The organism is Limibacter armeniacum (genome assembly GCF_036880985.1).
In the GTDB taxonomy this organism is placed as follows: Bacteria; Bacteroidota; Bacteroidia; order Cytophagales; family Flammeovirgaceae; genus Limibacter; species Limibacter armeniacum.
In genome coordinates this window covers 863,576-881,177 of the sequence record NZ_JBAJNO010000008.1, presented here as the reverse complement: position 1 = coordinate 881,177, position 17,602 = coordinate 863,576, and the positions used below count along the sequence as shown (strand labels likewise).

Annotated in this window: 10 protein-coding genes; 3 read left to right on the top strand and 7 right to left on the bottom strand. The window is 40.0% G+C overall.

Features of this window, described 5'->3' with window-relative positions; translation table 11 throughout:
- Positions 1 to 108: 108 nt before the first annotated feature.
- The 3 genes from V6R21_RS09485 to V6R21_RS09475 are packed head-to-tail and all read left to right on the top strand — an operon-like array spanning position 109 to position 3,857.
- Positions 109 to 699 (top strand): RNA polymerase sigma-70 factor, encoded by a 591-nt coding sequence (locus tag V6R21_RS09485; RefSeq protein ID WP_334243086.1) that lies wholly within the window; start codon positions 109 to 111, stop codon positions 697 to 699.
- 45 nt (positions 700 to 744) lie between these two features.
- Complete coding sequence (locus tag V6R21_RS09480; protein WP_334243084.1) at positions 745 to 1,743, top strand: FecR domain-containing protein; 999 nt, start codon at positions 745 to 747, stop codon at positions 1,741 to 1,743.
- Positions 1,744 to 1,775: 32 nt separating this feature from the next.
- Positions 1,776 to 3,857, top strand: a complete 2,082-nt coding sequence (locus V6R21_RS09475; protein ID WP_334243082.1) for a carboxypeptidase-like regulatory domain-containing protein — start codon at positions 1,776 to 1,778, stop codon at positions 3,855 to 3,857.
- A 7-nt stretch (positions 3,858 to 3,864) separates the two neighbouring features.
- On the opposite strand, the gene V6R21_RS09470 is transcribed toward V6R21_RS09475, so the two are convergent.
- From V6R21_RS09470 to V6R21_RS09440, 7 genes are all read right to left on the bottom strand, one after another.
- Complete coding sequence (locus V6R21_RS09470; protein WP_334243079.1) at positions 3,865 to 4,851, bottom strand: cation diffusion facilitator family transporter; 987 nt, start codon at positions 4,849 to 4,851, stop codon at positions 3,865 to 3,867.
- A 139-nt stretch (positions 4,852 to 4,990) separates the two neighbouring features.
- Positions 4,991 to 5,740 (bottom strand): DUF4249 family protein, encoded by a 750-nt coding sequence (locus V6R21_RS09465; protein WP_334243078.1) that lies wholly within the window; start codon positions 5,738 to 5,740, stop codon positions 4,991 to 4,993.
- A gap of 89 nt (positions 5,741 to 5,829) precedes the next feature.
- The gene (locus V6R21_RS09460) at positions 5,830 to 8,121 is read right to left on the bottom strand and encodes a TonB-dependent receptor (RefSeq protein ID WP_334243076.1); all 2,292 of its coding nucleotides are present in this window, start codon (positions 8,119 to 8,121) and stop codon (positions 5,830 to 5,832) included.
- Between the two features lie 533 nt (positions 8,122 to 8,654).
- Entirely contained in the window at positions 8,655 to 10,226 is a 1,572-nt protein-coding gene (locus tag V6R21_RS09455; protein WP_334243074.1) for a hypothetical protein, read from the bottom strand.
- A 489-nt stretch (positions 10,227 to 10,715) separates the two neighbouring features.
- Positions 10,716 to 12,611, bottom strand: coding sequence for a RagB/SusD family nutrient uptake outer membrane protein (locus V6R21_RS09450; RefSeq protein WP_334243072.1), 1,896 nt, complete (start codon positions 12,609 to 12,611; stop codon positions 10,716 to 10,718).
- Positions 12,612 to 12,660: 49 nt separating this feature from the next.
- Positions 12,661 to 15,762 (bottom strand): SusC/RagA family TonB-linked outer membrane protein, encoded by a 3,102-nt coding sequence (locus V6R21_RS09445; protein WP_334243070.1) that lies wholly within the window; start codon positions 15,760 to 15,762, stop codon positions 12,661 to 12,663.
- 407 nt (positions 15,763 to 16,169) lie between these two features.
- Entirely contained in the window at positions 16,170 to 17,375 is a 1,206-nt protein-coding gene (locus tag V6R21_RS09440; protein WP_334243068.1) for an alpha/beta hydrolase family protein, read from the bottom strand.
- Positions 17,376 to 17,602: the final 227 nt, after the last annotated feature.

Below are 17,602 nucleotides of genomic sequence, written 5' to 3'. Positions count from 1 at the left end.
AGGAATACTAAAAGGGGTTTTACCCTTACCCATTTTTTAAAAAAATCTGAATCACACGATAATTGACTGATTTTCTGAGTGAAAAAATTCGATTAGTGTACATTCTTTATGATCAACCAAACTGATATATCGCTACTCGACCGATTCCGTAATGGGGACGTAAAAGTCTATGAATTACTTTTCAAGGAGTATTATGAACCCTTGTGCAAGTATGCTGTACGCTACCTTGGTAATATGGAAGCGGCGGAAGAAACTGTACAGGATTTGTTCTGTACACTTTGGGAAAAAAGGGAAGAACTGACCATTAGCAGCAATCTCAAAGGGTACTTATTTGGCGCTGTACGCAACAACTGTCTCCGGCAGTTGAAACACCTAGAGGTTCGCAACAGGCACCAACAAGAAGTACTAAAACATGCTGATACCTTAAGTGACATGGATCCAATGGTAGAGCTGGAACTAAGTCAAAAGATTGAGCAATGCATAGAATCATTACCTGTACAGCGACAAAAAATCTTCAGGATGAGTCGACAGGAAGGAAAGAAATACAAAGAGATAGCCGAAGAGCTTGGTTTATCAATCAAAACGGTTGAAGTACAGATGAGCAAAGCACTAAAGGTATTAAGGGAAGAGCTGGTTGAATACCTTCCTATTGTGCTGCTCGGAATGGAAGTACTTCTTGAATTATTTTGGAGAAGATAAGGGTATAACCACTTTCAACTATCTATCTATAGAACCGGTACCAATATGAATACACAAGATATCGATATTTTCATCAGCCGTTACCTGACAGGTGAAGCCTCTGAGGAAGAAAAGGTCCAGCTTGAAAAGTGGCGAAAAGATGATCCTGAAAATGAAAAGTATTTCCATGAGTTTGAAACTGTGTGGCAACTTGCCTCATTGGAATACCGATTGGGTAAGCAGGTAGTCAGTAATACTGATAAAGCATGGGAAAAGATCAGACCTAAAGAAGTTTCAAAGACTAAATCTGTCTCTTGGACACAACATTTGTGGTGGGTTGCTGCCACAATTGTAATAGGCTTGAGTGCCGCATTATTGATCTTCACTCAGGATACAACCATCGAAATGATGAAAGTCTCAGCCAAGAAGGTAGAGGAAATTACCTTACCTGATGGCACACATGTAACACTTAACAAAGGGAGTTTACTGGAATATCCACAGGAGTTTTCAGGAGCAGATCGTCTAGTCAGGCTGGAGGGGCAAGCCTTCTTTGATGTAAAAAGAGATCCTGCATCCCCTTTTATTGTGGACATGACGGAAACACAGGTCAAAGTGTTGGGTACTTCATTCAATATTCATTCAAACCCTGAAAACAGGGAAGTGGAAGTCTATGTAACAAGTGGCAAGGTTGCATTGATTGCAAAAGAAAAAACCAATGCGAAGCAAAAACAAATCGAACTTGAAAAAGGAGACATTGGTGTTTTTCTAGCTGACAAGAAAAAGTTTATCAAGGAAACTCCTAAAACAGCCAATAAAATGGCATGGAAAACCAAAACTTTCCAGTTCGATGCTACGCCACTTCCTTTTGTATTGGAAGACCTCTCGTTGGCTTATGATGTCAGCTTTGTAATTGAGAACACTGATCTAGATAATTGTACCTTAACCATGTCGGTTCAGACTCCAGGCACGCTGAAAGAAATGATTACCGCTATTGAGTTGGCAATGGGCATTACTATTGAAAAGAAAGGAATTGTGTACTTTGTCAACGGATCATGTGAAGAATGATGTGTGCTTGAATTTTACTTACCCAACAATCAATGACTATTAACAAACAATCTTTTGTCATTTGTAACTGGCAAACAATACTATTTATATACATCATTACACTGTTCATTGGTCTGCCTTTACAAGCTCAGCAGTCAATTACAGAAAGAAAAATCAGCGTTTCAATCCAAGAAGAAACCGTTGACCAAGTATTAGCTAAGCTAGGGAAAGAAGGGGATTTTGATTTCACCTACAATACGCAGCTTTTCCCTAAAAACAAACGCTATACTGTAATGGCAAAGGATGAAGCTATTGACAGCATCCTGAACCGCACTTTTGGTCCTGATGGCATTGCCTATAAACCAATTGGATCTCAAATAATTTTTTACAGAAAAAAGGTAGAGCTACCAGAAAGAAAAGAGCGAAAAGTACAGCATCAAATTTCTGGAGTTGTCAGTGATGCTGAAACGGATACACCTGTTCAAGGAGTACTAGTTTCTATTGGAGGTTTAGGTTTACAAACCACTACAGATACTGATGGGACTTTTTCATTTCAAATTGACAACCCCAACATCAATTTGACACTCTCCTTTAGAGAGGAGATTTACAACACCAAACAAGTAAAAGTCAAAGTAAAAGATGATCAAAGCCTCAATATCAAGCTTACCCCTGCTCCCTTACCTGAGGCACCAATCACAGTCAAGCCTGATATACCAAAGGCCTTGGAGCTTACTACACCTCTGGCTACAGCTCCATTGGATCAATTAAAGATGGTACAGCTCTTTGTACCTGAAAATGCCATTGCAAATGTTGACAAAGCTGCTGAAAGCCTGATTCATAGTTTTGGTCAAGTAAGCCTTGTACCTATGGTTGGTAGTAGCTTTTACCAAAACAGCCGAAGTATCAACACCCTTTCACTCAATATTTTTGCAGGGTATGCAGCTGGACTGGAAGGCTTTGAGGTAGGCACGGTACTTAATTTTGAACGCTATAATGTAAAAGGTGGACAAATTGCTGGAGCTGCCAATATTGTGGGAGGCAGCGTTTCCGGTGGACAGATTGCTGGAGCTTTCAACCTAAGCCGCTATACTGTAGGTGGATTACAAATTGCTGGAGCTCTTAATATTGCGAACCAACAGATGAGTGGATTACAGTTGGCGGGGATTACAAATATTGTCACAGGAAGGCTGAAAGGTGTACAACTGGCTGGTATCAATAATATCCTGACCGAAGGAGGTTGCGGATTTCAATTGGCAGGCATCACTAATACCACTGCCAAAAAACAATTCACCGGAGCTCAAGTCACTACTTGGAAGAATGTAGCAAAAGGGGCTTTTGATGGGCTACAATTGTCATTGGTAGCCAATAAAACGCATGTATCCTCATTTGGATGGCAAACAAGTTTAATCAGAAATGCTGCGAAAGGGGACTTCAATGGTATTCAGACAAACCTTATTATCAATAAAGCCTATCAAAATTATGACGGCATGCAGTTATCTCTCATTGCCAATGATGTAGATAAAGAAATGCAAGGTCTACAAATTGGATTGGTCAATGTTGCTGATACACTTTCAGGTGTGCAAGCAGGATTGGTCAATGTCTCTACACATGTGAAGAATGGTGCTCCAATAGGATTACTTAGCTTTGTTAAGAATGGCTATCAGGTGATAGATATAAATGTAAAAGAGAGAACCAATATTACGCTGAATTACAAAACAGGTCTTCGAAAGTTCTATAACATCATTTCAATCGGTGGACAGGTAGCTGACTCACTGACTGTCATGGCTGGGTACGGTATCGGTACAGCTCCTAAAATATGGAAATGGATTGGACTTAATTTTGACGGCACACTCCATTATGTACAGGAAGGTGATGACTGGTTTAAGTATATGAACTTTCTAGGTTCTCTAACTTCCAACCTAACTATCGACATTATACCCACAATAACCATTTTTGGAGGAGGTTCCATCAATGGACAGATCAGTAAAATGCTTGAAGAAGGGCAAAACCTCACATCATCACAACCCCACCATCCTTTTTACCAAAAGGTAGATAATGACCAAAGGTTGGTTAGTTGCTGGTGGGGATTTCAGGGAGGAATCAGGTTTACTCTGAATGGAAAGAAAAAAGCGTAAAACCTATTTAAACCGTATGCCTTTCATCTTTAAGTACATTGTGCAAATCCCATATGACCTTCTTTTCAAAACGATGGTCCCTAAAAGGACACGCATCCTTCATACACAAACCACAGGTTTCTATAGGTATACAAGGATCTACATGTATAAAAACCTCTACCTCGTCATGAAACTGAGCATCCACTAACTCTTCTACTGCTTTTACCTCATCATGGCTCTGCTCTACAGTCAAAAAATAGGGCATTGTCATATGCAGGTCTAAATGTAGCATCCGACCATACTTGATGATCCGCAAGTTATGAGTGTCAATCCAATTTTGTTTCCTGTTCTTTTCCAGAATCTTGACTACTTTTCTAAGAAGCTTATAGTCCGCTTCATCCATAATACCTGAAAGAGCTTCTTTTACGACCCTGAAACCTGAGTACGCAACCACACAACCTACTCCAAAAGCAATCAGGGAGTCCAACCATGAAAACCCTGTATAGTACATGATTATCAACCCCACTACTATTCCACTAGTAGAGTATGTATCTGCCACCAAATGCTTACCATCCGCCACCAGTAAAACTGAATGATGCTCTCGTCCAGTTTTTATCAATATTCTTCCTAATACAAAGTTCACTACAGCAGTCACCACCATTAAAACAATACCTGTATCCAACTTCCCTATCTCATATCCAAAAAAGTAATCATGGGCTGCTTTAAAAATGATGCCTAACCCTGCCATCAGTACCAACATCCCCTCCAGTGAAGCAGCTACGGACTCAATTTTGCCATGTCCATAAGGATGATCCTCATCTTTAGGTTTTGCTGCATACATAATACTGTACAAAGCAAAAGCACTTGCCACAACATTGACTATAGATTCAAATGCATCAGAAAGAATTGAGTTGGATGCAGTCATAAAGTAAGCTGTAAACTTGATGGTCATCAGAAGTCCACTTACTATTACTGCTATCCTTAGTAGACGAGTATGCTGTTTTAAAATGTTCATGACGGTTCATTCTACTTTCAGCATACAAAGATCCAAAAAAATGATAGAATGACTCAGTTCTAATGACAAAAACAGAGAAAAAAAGCCACCCCAAATGAGGTGGCTATTGAATATATTTCAAGCTATGTATTCCAATGGATTAAGGCGTGTCCAATGAACTTACTCGATACATGGAATCATACTTTGTATAATGTGTAAATATGCCTAAGCTACCATTTACATTACCTTTAACACTTGCTGGCTGTGTAAAATTATCAATATTAGCTGAATATGCCTGCCTAGCTGAACGCTGAAAGTCATACAGCTCCTTAGAAATATGCATCAATGAAACTCTTGCTGAATCTATCTTTACATCATGACCTATTGTTAATGTCACGATTTCATTTTCTTGAACCGAAAAATCAAATATTTCTCTGAAGTAATGGTTTTCAGGTTCTGCATACAGCGTTCCTTCTAGAGCAAAATATCGATTTTCAGGTACACTATCAGCTTTTGTTTTTACTGAAAATAATCTTTCAGCCACCTCTATTTCTCCGATAACAGACTTAGACATGACAGGAGCTGATGCTGTAATTTGCTGTCCATCTGGAGTGATCATATCCAAATGGATTACTTCTCCTTCCTTGAAGCCAATTGCTTCGCCATATTGGTAATTAAAATAAGCTTTCCCTTCCACATACTCATCTCTTGTATTTTCAAGCAACACTGATGCTGTATCTGAATAAACTTTTACCTGTGCATTGCTAATTAGCACAGGGTAAAGTGCCTCACTCAATAGGTTATTCTCTGTCACCAACATCTTGATAGGCTTATCTGATTCAATATAAGCTTCAACCATTATCTCCTTCTTACCTTGAGGAATATCAACATTGATGATTTCATCAGGCATACAACTGAACAAAAAAATGAAACAATAAAACAGAAGATAGTAAGATAGCTTCATACTCAAGAATATTTATTCTGCTGAAATATTAAAACTCAATACAACTCAAATGAATAACCGATAGAAGGCATCAGTGGCATCAATGATTTCTTTTTAGCTACTATATCAACTGATCCGTTTTCATTCTCTTTCCCATCAAAATACACATAAAATGGATTTGCCCTGTTATAAGCATTAAAAACACCGAATGATATTGTTGATTTACCATATTTACCTGACCACCAATACTCAAGACCGAAATCAAGTCGGTGGTTCTCAGGCATTCTGAAATTGTTACGGCTATCATAGATAGGCACGGGTCCATTAAAACCTGACCCATGAGTTCCCTGATACGCTACCAAGGAAACTGGAACAGTCATTAATGCTCCAGAACTGTAAGCCCATGCTGACATGACACTCAGCTTCTCGGTGAACTGATAGTGAACGTTGATATTAAATCGGTGAGGGATGTCATAATAAGGAGAATAGGAATTACCATTATTGATATCTTCAAACTGCTGCCTAATTCGGGTATAGGTATAGTTTAGTTCACCTGTAAACTTCCCGTCCTCTTTACTTAGTGTTGCTTCAGCTCCGTAGGCATTTCCATTTCCAAAAAGCAATACCTCTTCTGCTGTTTCTGTTGACACATTGGCTCCATCCTTTAGTTCTGAAAGGTTATACAGCCATTTGTAAAATGTAGCTCCTTTTATGGATATACCTTTGCCTAGCTCCCTTTTCAAGCCTGTCGATGCTTGCCAAGCAGACTGTGGCTTTATTACTTCATTGGCAGGATACATCACATCTGCTGGCAATGAAAATCCCAAAACAGACAACATGTGGTGAAATTGTACTGACCTTGATATTCCCATGTCATATGTCCACTTCTTCTTCTTGTAAGTCATATCGACACCCGGTGAAAACTCAGTTCTTGTTTTGCCATTGACAAAGATATCAACCCTATTAGCCAACCTAACTTTAAGGTCACTATTTACATGGTAGTTGATATCAGCAAATGCTGCCAATTGGCTGGGTGCAGTCTGTTGACGTTGGTACCTTATAGTCTCTCCATCTGTAGTAATGACATGGTTCTTTATATCAAAATTCAGCCATGAGAGTGAATTTCCTACCATCAGATGCCACTTCTCTCCTAACCATCCGTCTGCCTGATAACGGAAATGCCATTGCAACACGCCATTGTTCCCAGTCTCTTTTGTTCCATAATTCAGGTAGGAGGTATAATTGAAGGATGACACCCCTGCTACAGCCTGATAGTTGACCCCTGCATCATCACGATAGGACCAATTCAATGATGCCAAATGGTTTTTCCATCCTGATTTTAAAACAAACTGGCGATCTTCTCTATCACGAATAAGGATATCGGAAGAATGAAACCCCGTCAAAGACAAGTGATGTCCACCTTTCAGTTCTGTATCCAATCTCAAACTGCCATCCCAAAAAGTATATAATGGAATGGGAGAGTAATCCTCTTTACCTTTATTTATTTCATCATAAAGGCTTGTAACCACATCATAATAGTTCTTCCTTAGAGCCAAGGAATAAGAAGACTTCCCTTTGACAATTGGCCCATCCAATTTCATTGAAGAGGATAGTAACCCAATACCTGACTTTACTTTATGTCTCTCTGTATTGCCAGCTTTTGTATTGACTACCAGATACGAAGCCAATGCTCCATTGTATTCTACCGGATAAGCACTTTTATACATGCTCACTTCATCGATAATATCTCCCTGAATCATACTCGAAACCCCCATCAGGTGGCTTAAATTGAAAAGCGGCATTCCGTCAATTAATACTGTGTTATGAGTATAACTACTACCCCTTACGTAATATCCTCCATCCATCTCTGTAGTACCTCCGATCCCTGCCTGCATCTTCAGGTTTTTCACTACATCTACTTCCCCTAGGAAAGTGGGAATTTTAGATAACTCCTCAGCAGAAATCGTAACAGACTGAAGTGTTTTGATATTATACAGTCCTGCATCTTCCACTATTTCCACTTCTTCCAAAGTAGTATCCAGTGGTTTTAAATAAACCTCCAATGGATTATTTCCTGACAATACCATGCTCATTTTATCATAGCCTAGCATAGATACGATCACTTCACTTACTGGTTTACCTTCCAGCTCTAAACTGAAAGATCCATCAGTCTCTGAAACTGTCATCAAACCATAAGCAGGAACAGAAATAAATGCTCCCTCCAAACCATTCTTTGATTTCAACTCCATCACTTTACCAGTGATAGTTTGCCCGATAGTGGGTATTGATATAAAGAGACAGACATTAAAAATCAATGTCCTAAAATGTATCGTAGAAAGTTGGTGCATAGCTGGCGTGTGTTCTTTGGTTCAGAATTATAGCCTTGTAAGCTGCCACAGATATAGTCTCTGTTTATGGCATAAAAAGTATACTGTTAAGCTTAATGGGTTTTACAGCCAGATAAGTTATTGGCTAGAACAAAATGAGATAGATATGCAATTATATTGAACATACTACATTCTCATAATATTTATATTTTTAAGACAATGAGTATCTACTTGAAATGAATAGCGTTGTATGGGAATGACATATGTAAAGCATATGTGCTTTATTGGGTTATTATTTATGTTTTATAAAATGAATAGTGCTAACAATTTACCTTAAATCAGTATTTATTACATTATCTCAGTACATTGTTAGCAAGCCCCATTTTATCAAAACACATTTTATTTGGGTTATGTATTTATTTTAAATTACTGCATTAGTATTATTAATCCTAATTCGTTACGTGTGCAATCAGCATGTACCCTGTTAATGTAAGTGAATGCTTTTGTCTTACCTTTTTAACTTAATTGTCAACATTTATCTAAGCTAAAGTTACTCAATTCAAATCCGCTACTGAAGCATCCTTAATCCCTGATAAAATACTCTTCCAGCAATAGTTCAAAAACGATTTTGATTGATCTCTTTTGAATTTGATCTTACTGTGCTTAGACTCTTCCTTGTCTTTTTTGACAAAGATGTTTGCAATCTTTGTAAGGAACTTATTGGTGTCCTTATCCTTTTTCCGTAGCAGTTTCACCTTCAGGTTTTCATACTGTATGTCCATCCAACCATTGGATACCGTCTCCACGGCACTGAAACCAAAATCCATTTTATGCAGGCTACCCATCTCCACTTCCATCATAGCCAATGGATTAAGTGCCCGATTCAAGGTTTTAAGGTCCATACTCCCTAAAGTCCCTTTTACCTCAAAGCGGTTTTCAGGATTATAGACAGGCATTTGGATATGAATATCACAAGTCCCCTCACCCATTAGCCTTGTCTTTGCATCCAACTGAATGACAGGGTTATTGGCTTCAATATTACTCACATTGGTAGCCGTTAATTGGAGATTTGTAAAAAATACTTTCCCAGCAATACTGCTATTCTTGGTTAATTCCTCATATGCTGCATAAGTATCTCTAACCTGCAGGGTATCTATTCTGACCTTACTTTTAAGCTCACGCAATAACTGCTGAGGAAGCTTCTTAAACTTTCCATTAACAGGAAACTGCTTGTTTTTAAAAACTTGAAGGTTGACAGAATCCAGCTCAAGCCTTCTGAGCATATAATGACCATACAGCATACTGTCGACTTCTACACCATGGCCACGAACAGCCCCTAACTCCAAATCAATTCTATCTTTTGAAATCCCTTTTCGGGCCGAATGCTCCTGTTCTCCATAAATCGGCTTCAGTGCAAATGCATTTACCCAAAGTGTTGAGTCATGGGTGGAAATGCCTATAGAGTCTACAGAAAGGGTATAAGCATCTGAAAAATCATACAGCATGATATCATTAGCTTTCATCTCCACTCCTTTCGCAAGAAATGGCACCAACTTCCCTTCCTCATTATGATAGGCTATGTCCTGTAAAGAGACGTTTACAATTGCTTGCGCCAACAGCTTTTTACCAGTCGAATCCTGTTGGTATGTTCTTACCTGCACAGAGTCTACTTCAATTTTACCTAGTTCCATTTGCTGCAACTTAGCTGGCACCTGAAAGCGTTTGGCTGTATCAGACTTCAGTTGCTTATTGGAAAAGACCGAAGCCCATCCTTTTGTAATTTTCAAAGAATTGAAAAGCTCCCCTTTTTTGGTGATCAATGTGTAATAAGACAGTCCATTCAGTGCTACTTTCTTAAACTTTATAAATGCCTTAGTTTCCTTCATAAGGGTATCAACAGGAGTGATTTGAAGGTTTTCAAAAGAGGTATTACCTCCCAACAACCCGACTGTCCAATCATCATACTGAAGCTGGTATTTCCCTTTGGTCTGTTTTTGAAAAGTTTGTTTCAGGTAATCCCCTGCTATCTCATCTGCATAGTAGCGAAATGTCAATTCTGTAAGCAGTAACATCCCTGCCACAATGTTGAAAAATACTATAAACCTCCACGAAGAAGACGCTTTCATACTTTACTGTTCATGTTGAGACTACTACCTCGCCAGCCTGAATGCTACTCTTCCATCATGGACATTATATTTTGAGGTAAGTATTCACTGATATGATTTTATTACACCCCATTTATTACAAGCCCAAAAGGATATATACAATTAGATTTCATGGCAGCTAACTGACAAATTCATTCACAAATGTTGGTAATAATACTTTCGGGGCTTGCACTTTTAACAATAATTTCAGCACTTTTTCAATATAATAACACCAATTGTCTCATATAAGCCATTTCAGGTCTTAAGTAATTAACAGTTCTTTTCTTACATGCTATTTTAATTACTTCAATCAACCTGTTCGGCTACTTGCCTGCATTTCTATTTGATCAGGATCTAACAAGTAATACCACCAATTTGTATTGTCATCAATTTCAAATTTCACAAAACAAAAAGGTGTTCCTTATGAAACACCTTTTTAAGTGAAAAGCTCACTTTTTGAGTCAACTTTCGCTAATAGTTTGGATTCTGTTCCAATACTCCACCTGTCCGGTCTATTTCTGTTTGAGGAATTGGCAATAACCTATCCCGTTGCGGGTTAAAGTTTGTTTTCCCATGCTCATTGACAATCCGCTGCTCCAATGTACCTGCTTCTACATTGTCCATTCTGACAGCATCCCAAAAACTATGACCTTCCATAGCAAATTCCACTACCCTCTCTTGCCAGATAGCATCACGCAATTCCGTCCCTGAAAGTCCTTCAATATCCGGAAGCAGTTCATTGACTGTCACCGATGCACTAACCCCTGTTGTTGTATTATTACGGTTAGCATCCTGCATATAGCGAGTTCCAGTGAAAGTGACTGTCGAGCCAACCATTGCACTATCTATCAGGTTATAAACATCCTCCACATCGCTTACCGATTGCCCATTGACCGACATGATGATATCTATACTCTCTGCATACAATTGTCTTCCCATACCGACATCAAAGTAGTTCATGACAAAGCTGTTCAAGCCTGCCGTCTCTGCATTACTGCCACTGTAAACCCTTCTGACCACTACACCATTTAAGCTTTCATCTGTACCTAATGCATTTCGTATGGAATCATTCAGGTTTTGTAAGGCAACTCCTAAATCCACACTTAATGGAGATGAGTTACGTGCCCGTTCTCTTACCTGATTCAAATAAACAAGGGCATCGCCACTGTTTCCTGTTTCATTCAATGCTTCAGCGGCTATCAGCAACACATCTGCATATCGAATCAACCGGATATTTTTTGGGCTGAAATCATTTAGCTGCACCCTATCTTTTGTTTCTACATATGCTTTTTGGTTGAATGTAAAAAGCCCAAACTCCGCAGGTGGTATGGTTTCAAAATCACCAGCAGCGGCATCTTCTGGTGATATCTCCTGTTTACGATCCAGTACAGTCTCAGCTATATACAATACAGTTGCATCCAAACGGGGATCACCTGACTCATAGTCATCCTGTAAAACTTCCGAAGGGCTATTAAACCCAAACCCTTTATTGAAACGTCCTCTTACCCCTTGAAACAGGGTCCAGTTTCCGGAAGTATTTTCTCCGGGGTTCGCTGCCTGTGCCACAGAAAATACAGATTCACTACCCAATTCTGATTCCTGTCGCCAAACTTCCTTATAATCATCTATCAAGGCATAATTTCCAGAGTTGATTACTTCCTCTGCATAAAAGGCTGCACTGTCATAGTTTTGCATATACAAATAAGTTTTGGCTAGCATAGCTTGTGCTGCACCTCTGGACGCCCTTGGCTGCTCATAACCTTCGCCTCCTACTGGAGGAAGTAACGTTTCAGCCTCTCGCAGATCACCGATTATTACATCATAGACTTCTTCCAGTGAAGCTCTTGGACGTATAGGCAAGTCCTTATCTGGAAGCTCTGTATAGATAGGAACACCTCCGAATGTTGTGGCAAGGTTAAAGTAAAACAGTCCCCTAAGAAACTTTGCTTCTCCTAGCAACATGGATTGTGTTGCTTCATCCATCTCTATATCCGGAACACGGTTTATAACCTGATTGGCTCGGTTTATTCCTCTGTAATTTCCTTCCCACCATTGTCTTGGTCTGCCATTGTTTACGCCAATAGGAAAGTTATCTACTTCAATAAAACCACCTCCGTCATCACCAGAACTACTGCCCTTGTCTGCCAAGTCCGATGCGATGTCTCCTATCAGCCAATCTGAATCGTAGATTTCATACAATTCGTTGTAGATGGCAATGGTAGCCCTAATGGCATCCCCTTCACTTTGCAGGAAGTTCTCATTTGAAATACTTCCCTGTATGCGTTTATCGAGAAAATCATCTGAGCAACTCCAGCCTACAAGCAGACAGATTGCCCAAAATATTCCCTTTATTCCTTTATGTGTCATAGTTGTTGAAATGCTTTGATATGAGTTTGAGAAGATTCAGTGCAATGCCCTAATAGGTTACATTGACACCAAAAAGGTAGGTTGCGGCAATAGGGTATACCCCTCTGTCAATTCCTGTGTCCAAAGGTGAATCACCAGAGATTTCAGGGGTAAAACCAGAGTAATCTGTGAATGTCACGATATTGGTACCACTCACATAAACCCTCAGCTTACTTATCTTGATACTTTCAGTAAGCGCCTGTGGGAAAGTATAACCCAACACAACATTTCTAAGCCTGAAATAGTTGGCATCCTCTACAAAGCGATCTGATACCCGATTATAGTTGATCCCTCCGTTGGTCACTCTTGGCTCATTGGTGACATCCCCTGGTTGTTGCCAACGAGCAAGGTATGTATCTTCAAAGTTCACATCATCCGTCCTGATCTGCTTCTTAGCGTTATAGATTTCATTGCCAAACTCACCATTAAAGCTTGCTGAGAAATCAAACCCTGCCAGATTAAAGCCGAAGTTTACTCCTAAAATCAGTTCTGGAATTGGAGAGCCTATGAACACCCTATCTTCCGGAGTGATTTGTCCATCTCCATTGGTATCCTGATAGATCAAATCACCAGGTTGTGCCTGAGCATCATAAGGTGTTGAAGCATCGCCATCCAACCCATTGAATTCATCAATTTGGGATTGGTCTGTAAAAACACCTTGTGTTTTATACCCATAAAAGGCTCCGATCTCTCCTCCCACTCTAGTAAGGGTTACAGTATTCGGTACATTCCCCCCAACAGCACCTTCAGCAATCTCACCTGCTCCACCAAGTTCAAGCACTTCGTTGTCTACTGTTGACAGTACGACTCCAAAGTTGTATGAGAAATTGTCATTGATATCATCTTCCCAATTTAAGCTCAAGTCAATACCACGGTTTCGAACTTCTCCCAAGTTGGTAGGAAGGTTACCTTCAAACCCTAATTGGGACGGTACGTTCACTTCAACCAACAGGTCTTTGGTATTCCTGCTGTAGTAGTCCATTTCCAGACTTAACCTGTCCTTAAACAATCCCAACTCAAAACCCACATTCCATTGCTCTGTTGTTTCCCACTTCAGGTCTGGGTTGGCAATATCCCGTACGGTCAAACCTGCTTCCGTCACTTCACTAGGTCCAAATACATAGTTAAGGTTACCTGCTACAGCTACTTGAGAGCGATAGACGCCAATCTTGTCGTTACCTATCTGTCCCCAGCTACCCCTAATTTTTAGGTTACTGACAATGTCCTTAGAGCCAAAGAATGGTTCTTCAGAAACCCTCCACCCAAGTGCAAATGAAGGGAAGGTTGCATAGCGGTTATTTTCGCCAAACCTAGACGAACCATCCGTTCTAACTGACGCTGTAAACAAATACCTATTCATAAAGGTGTAGTTTACTCTAAACAGGTAGGATATAATTGCCCATTCTTCTGCTGTATTTGCATTCGTACGGGCATCTGCTGTGTTCAAACCTGCATCCAAATACCAAAGGTCTTCCGGCAATATATTTTCAAAAGGAATTCCCTGATCCACGATTGACTGTGGTATGTCAGATGGAAACCCTGAAGTAGTACCTGACAGATTCTCTGTTCTAAATTCCTGAGAGGTATATCCTCCCAAAACTGTCAGTCGATGGTTATCTCCCCAGTCTTTCGCAAAGGTCAGTGTATTTTCCCATAGCCAAGAGCGTTCGTTTGTCCACTCTTTCATAATGCGGCTTCTAACTTGCCTTTGGAGATTGGAAACCAAAAATTGAGGGGCGAAGTCTGTATTCTCCCTAAAAAGCACGTCTACACCAAAGTTAGACCTGAAAGTAAAGTACTTCCACAAGTCAATATCCATGTACACATTTCCCAATAGCCTGTGTTCCTTCGTTTCATTATTCGTGAAAGCAATCTGTGCTTCAGGATTGGCAATATTGGTATTGGAAGGCGAATAGAAATCATTTGTTCTTGGAGGAATCGTCGGGGCAAACCAATAGGTGTTTTGAATAATGTTATCAGGGGCATTGTCCGTATCGCTAAAGGAGAAGGCTATATTGTGCCCTACATCAATCCGACTGGTTAACTTATAGTTGTTGTTTACCCTAAAATTGACCCGATCATAACTAGACTCCTCCACAACCCCATCCTGATAAAAGTACCCTGCACTAATGCTGTAAGTCATCCTTTCAGAGCCTCCATTGAATGAAAGCTGGTGATTTTGGATAAAGGCTGTATGGAGGACTTCATCAAACCAATCCGTTCCTTTCCCGAAATTGTTGATCTGATCCTGTGAATAAATAGGTTGCTGTCCCGAATTAAGCTTGATTTCGTTTACCAGTTGTGCATATTCACTCGCATTGACCATGTCAATCCGTTCATATACTGTCTGCAAACCTGCATAGCCATCATAACTGATCTGGGCCTTGCCACTTTTTCCTCGCCTTGTTGTAATGATAATGACTCCATTGGCACCCCTCGAACCGTATATGGCTGTTGCGGACGCATCCTTCAACACTTCCATAGAAGTGATATCTGTTGGAGCCAAGTAGGAAATATCATTGGTCAACATACCATCCACCACGTATAGGGGACTTGCATCTCCTGTTGTACCAACACCTCTAATCCTGACAGTAGGCGTGGCTCCCGGTGCTCCTGAGGTCTGTACGACTTGCACACCTGATACTTTTCCCTGTAAAGATTCGGTAGCATTTGGCACTGGCAACTTCGTAATGTCTTCACTCTTTATGGAAGTCACTGACCCCGTAAGGTCACTTTTCTTCTGTACACCATATCCCACCACCACTACTTCTTCCAACTCTTCAGCATCTACTTCCATCTGAACGTCTACCACTTCCCTTCCATCCACTAGTACAGTCTGTGATATATAGCCGATATATGAAAACTTCAAGGCATTCTCTCCCTCAGACAGGTTAATCCTATACTTACCATCTATATCTGAAGTCACACCTTTCTGTTCGGCAGCATCCTCAACTACAATGCTGACCCCTATCAAAGGTGTACCTGACTCGGCATCGGTAACAGTACCTGACACTGTTCGATCCTGTGCCCATGCAGGAGCACAAATCAAATGCAGGATAATAGCAAAGAAGAGCCATAATCTTACACGAGGAAAATAGTAATGTTTTTTCATAACCAATTGGAGATGTTTTCGGTCAACACATTGTCTAAAATGTGCACAAGAGGCACTTTGACAATAAAAAATGCGTGTCTAACGTGGTGTTACATGTGCTTAAATAAGTGTCACAAAAGAGTCATTATGTACATTGTTAAGAAATAAAACACTTCAAACCTTACATAATGTTTATCATCTTGAAATGATCAATTACATGGGCTTTTAAAGGGTGATTTCATATGAATTACAGCATGTTATAAGATAAGAACAGCCTTCAGTAGACAGGTATGTCATTAATGGTGGGAGGGCATTTCCTATTCAGAAATACAAAATATTTGATAAAGTGGTTCAAATAAAGAAAGCCACCCTTCGTCTTTTCATGACCAAAGGTGGCTTTGTTATGATGGCTAAAACCTTACAACGTCTTATGGAATCAGCTCTGCCCTGCGACTCTCAATCCACAGGTAGCCTTCCAATAACATATAGGCAGCTGCATCAGCATGGTTGTCTCCACCTATTTCCTTAAAATCTATATCTTCTGCTCCATTAGATACCATCAAATCATAAGTAAAAGTTGACGAGGCATAAGGAACAGATTCATCATTGGGGCTGTGATAAAGTCTTAATGGCGATTGAGGTGCCCAATCAGCTACACTGTTAGTAGCCATCGCTCCAGAAACTTGCTCTTCTGTACCTTCCCTTACAGCTGCTAAAAAAGCTGCAGTAAACAAGGTATCCAACTCTGTACTCAGTTGCGCATTGACTTCTTCTTGTGTATTGGCCCCCTCCAATAGACCACCTGCAATTCGCTGTGCATATGGCTCATTGAAGTATTCTGAATAAGGAGTATCCCAATTGTAGGTTTCATGATAAGACTGAACTACAAATGTCAGAAAGCCCGGTGAGCTATAAGTATCTTCCATGACAATTTCATCCATTACCTTATTGATGTCATATCCACCTGCACCAGCAGCTACTCCTCCTATCTCAACACCAAAATCATCTGAAGAATCCTCCATTCCTTTTAATGTAGCCATCGCAGAATACCCTCCTTGAGAATACCCTGTAATAAATAGAGTAGGGTCATAAGTGATTTCCAGTTCATTAAGCAGCTCTTTTACAGCCACCAGCATATCCAATGAAGCATCTACGGTATGTTCATATTCAAAATAAGGGTGGAAAACGTCTTTTGATGCTCCAAAACCAATTAAATCCGGCGTAAAAGAAATGTAGCCCAAAGTCCCAAATAAAGCATATGGTGACAACGGATTTTCTGAAGGTGTTTCCGTATCTGAAAAGATCGTTCCACGATGTACCATAATCAATGGCGAAGGGTCTGACAGTTTTGGCACACTCACCAACCCTGAAGCCTGAATCTCATTTCCCTGATAAGTGGTTTTGTATATGATGGCATAAACATCCGTATCGTTTTCAATAAACTCCGTGAAATCACCATATCCAGCAATTTGAGCTGCCTGCTCTGCAAACGTTTCAGAAATCACTTGGGCTTTTTCATAAGATACCAACTTCTCATTGATTGGCTGTGGATCGTCTCCGTCGTCATCAGAACATGATTGAAAAAATGGTGCAAGCAACAACAAAAGTATCCAAATATTCTTGGTATAGTTCATAGATATAAGATATGTATTTGGGTAAAAAATTGAACACCCTTTGCCTAAGTTCCGTTACTAGGGTGTTAATTGAATTAATCTATTCGAGGCCAAATATTGTTCAATTTTCTATTTAATAAAAGGACCTGACTTATCGCACCTCGCCTAAATAAAAAATTCAGTAACTTGCGCCCCGAAAGCATAAGGCGACTATACAAAGCAGACGTCCTTTTTGCATGACAAATCTA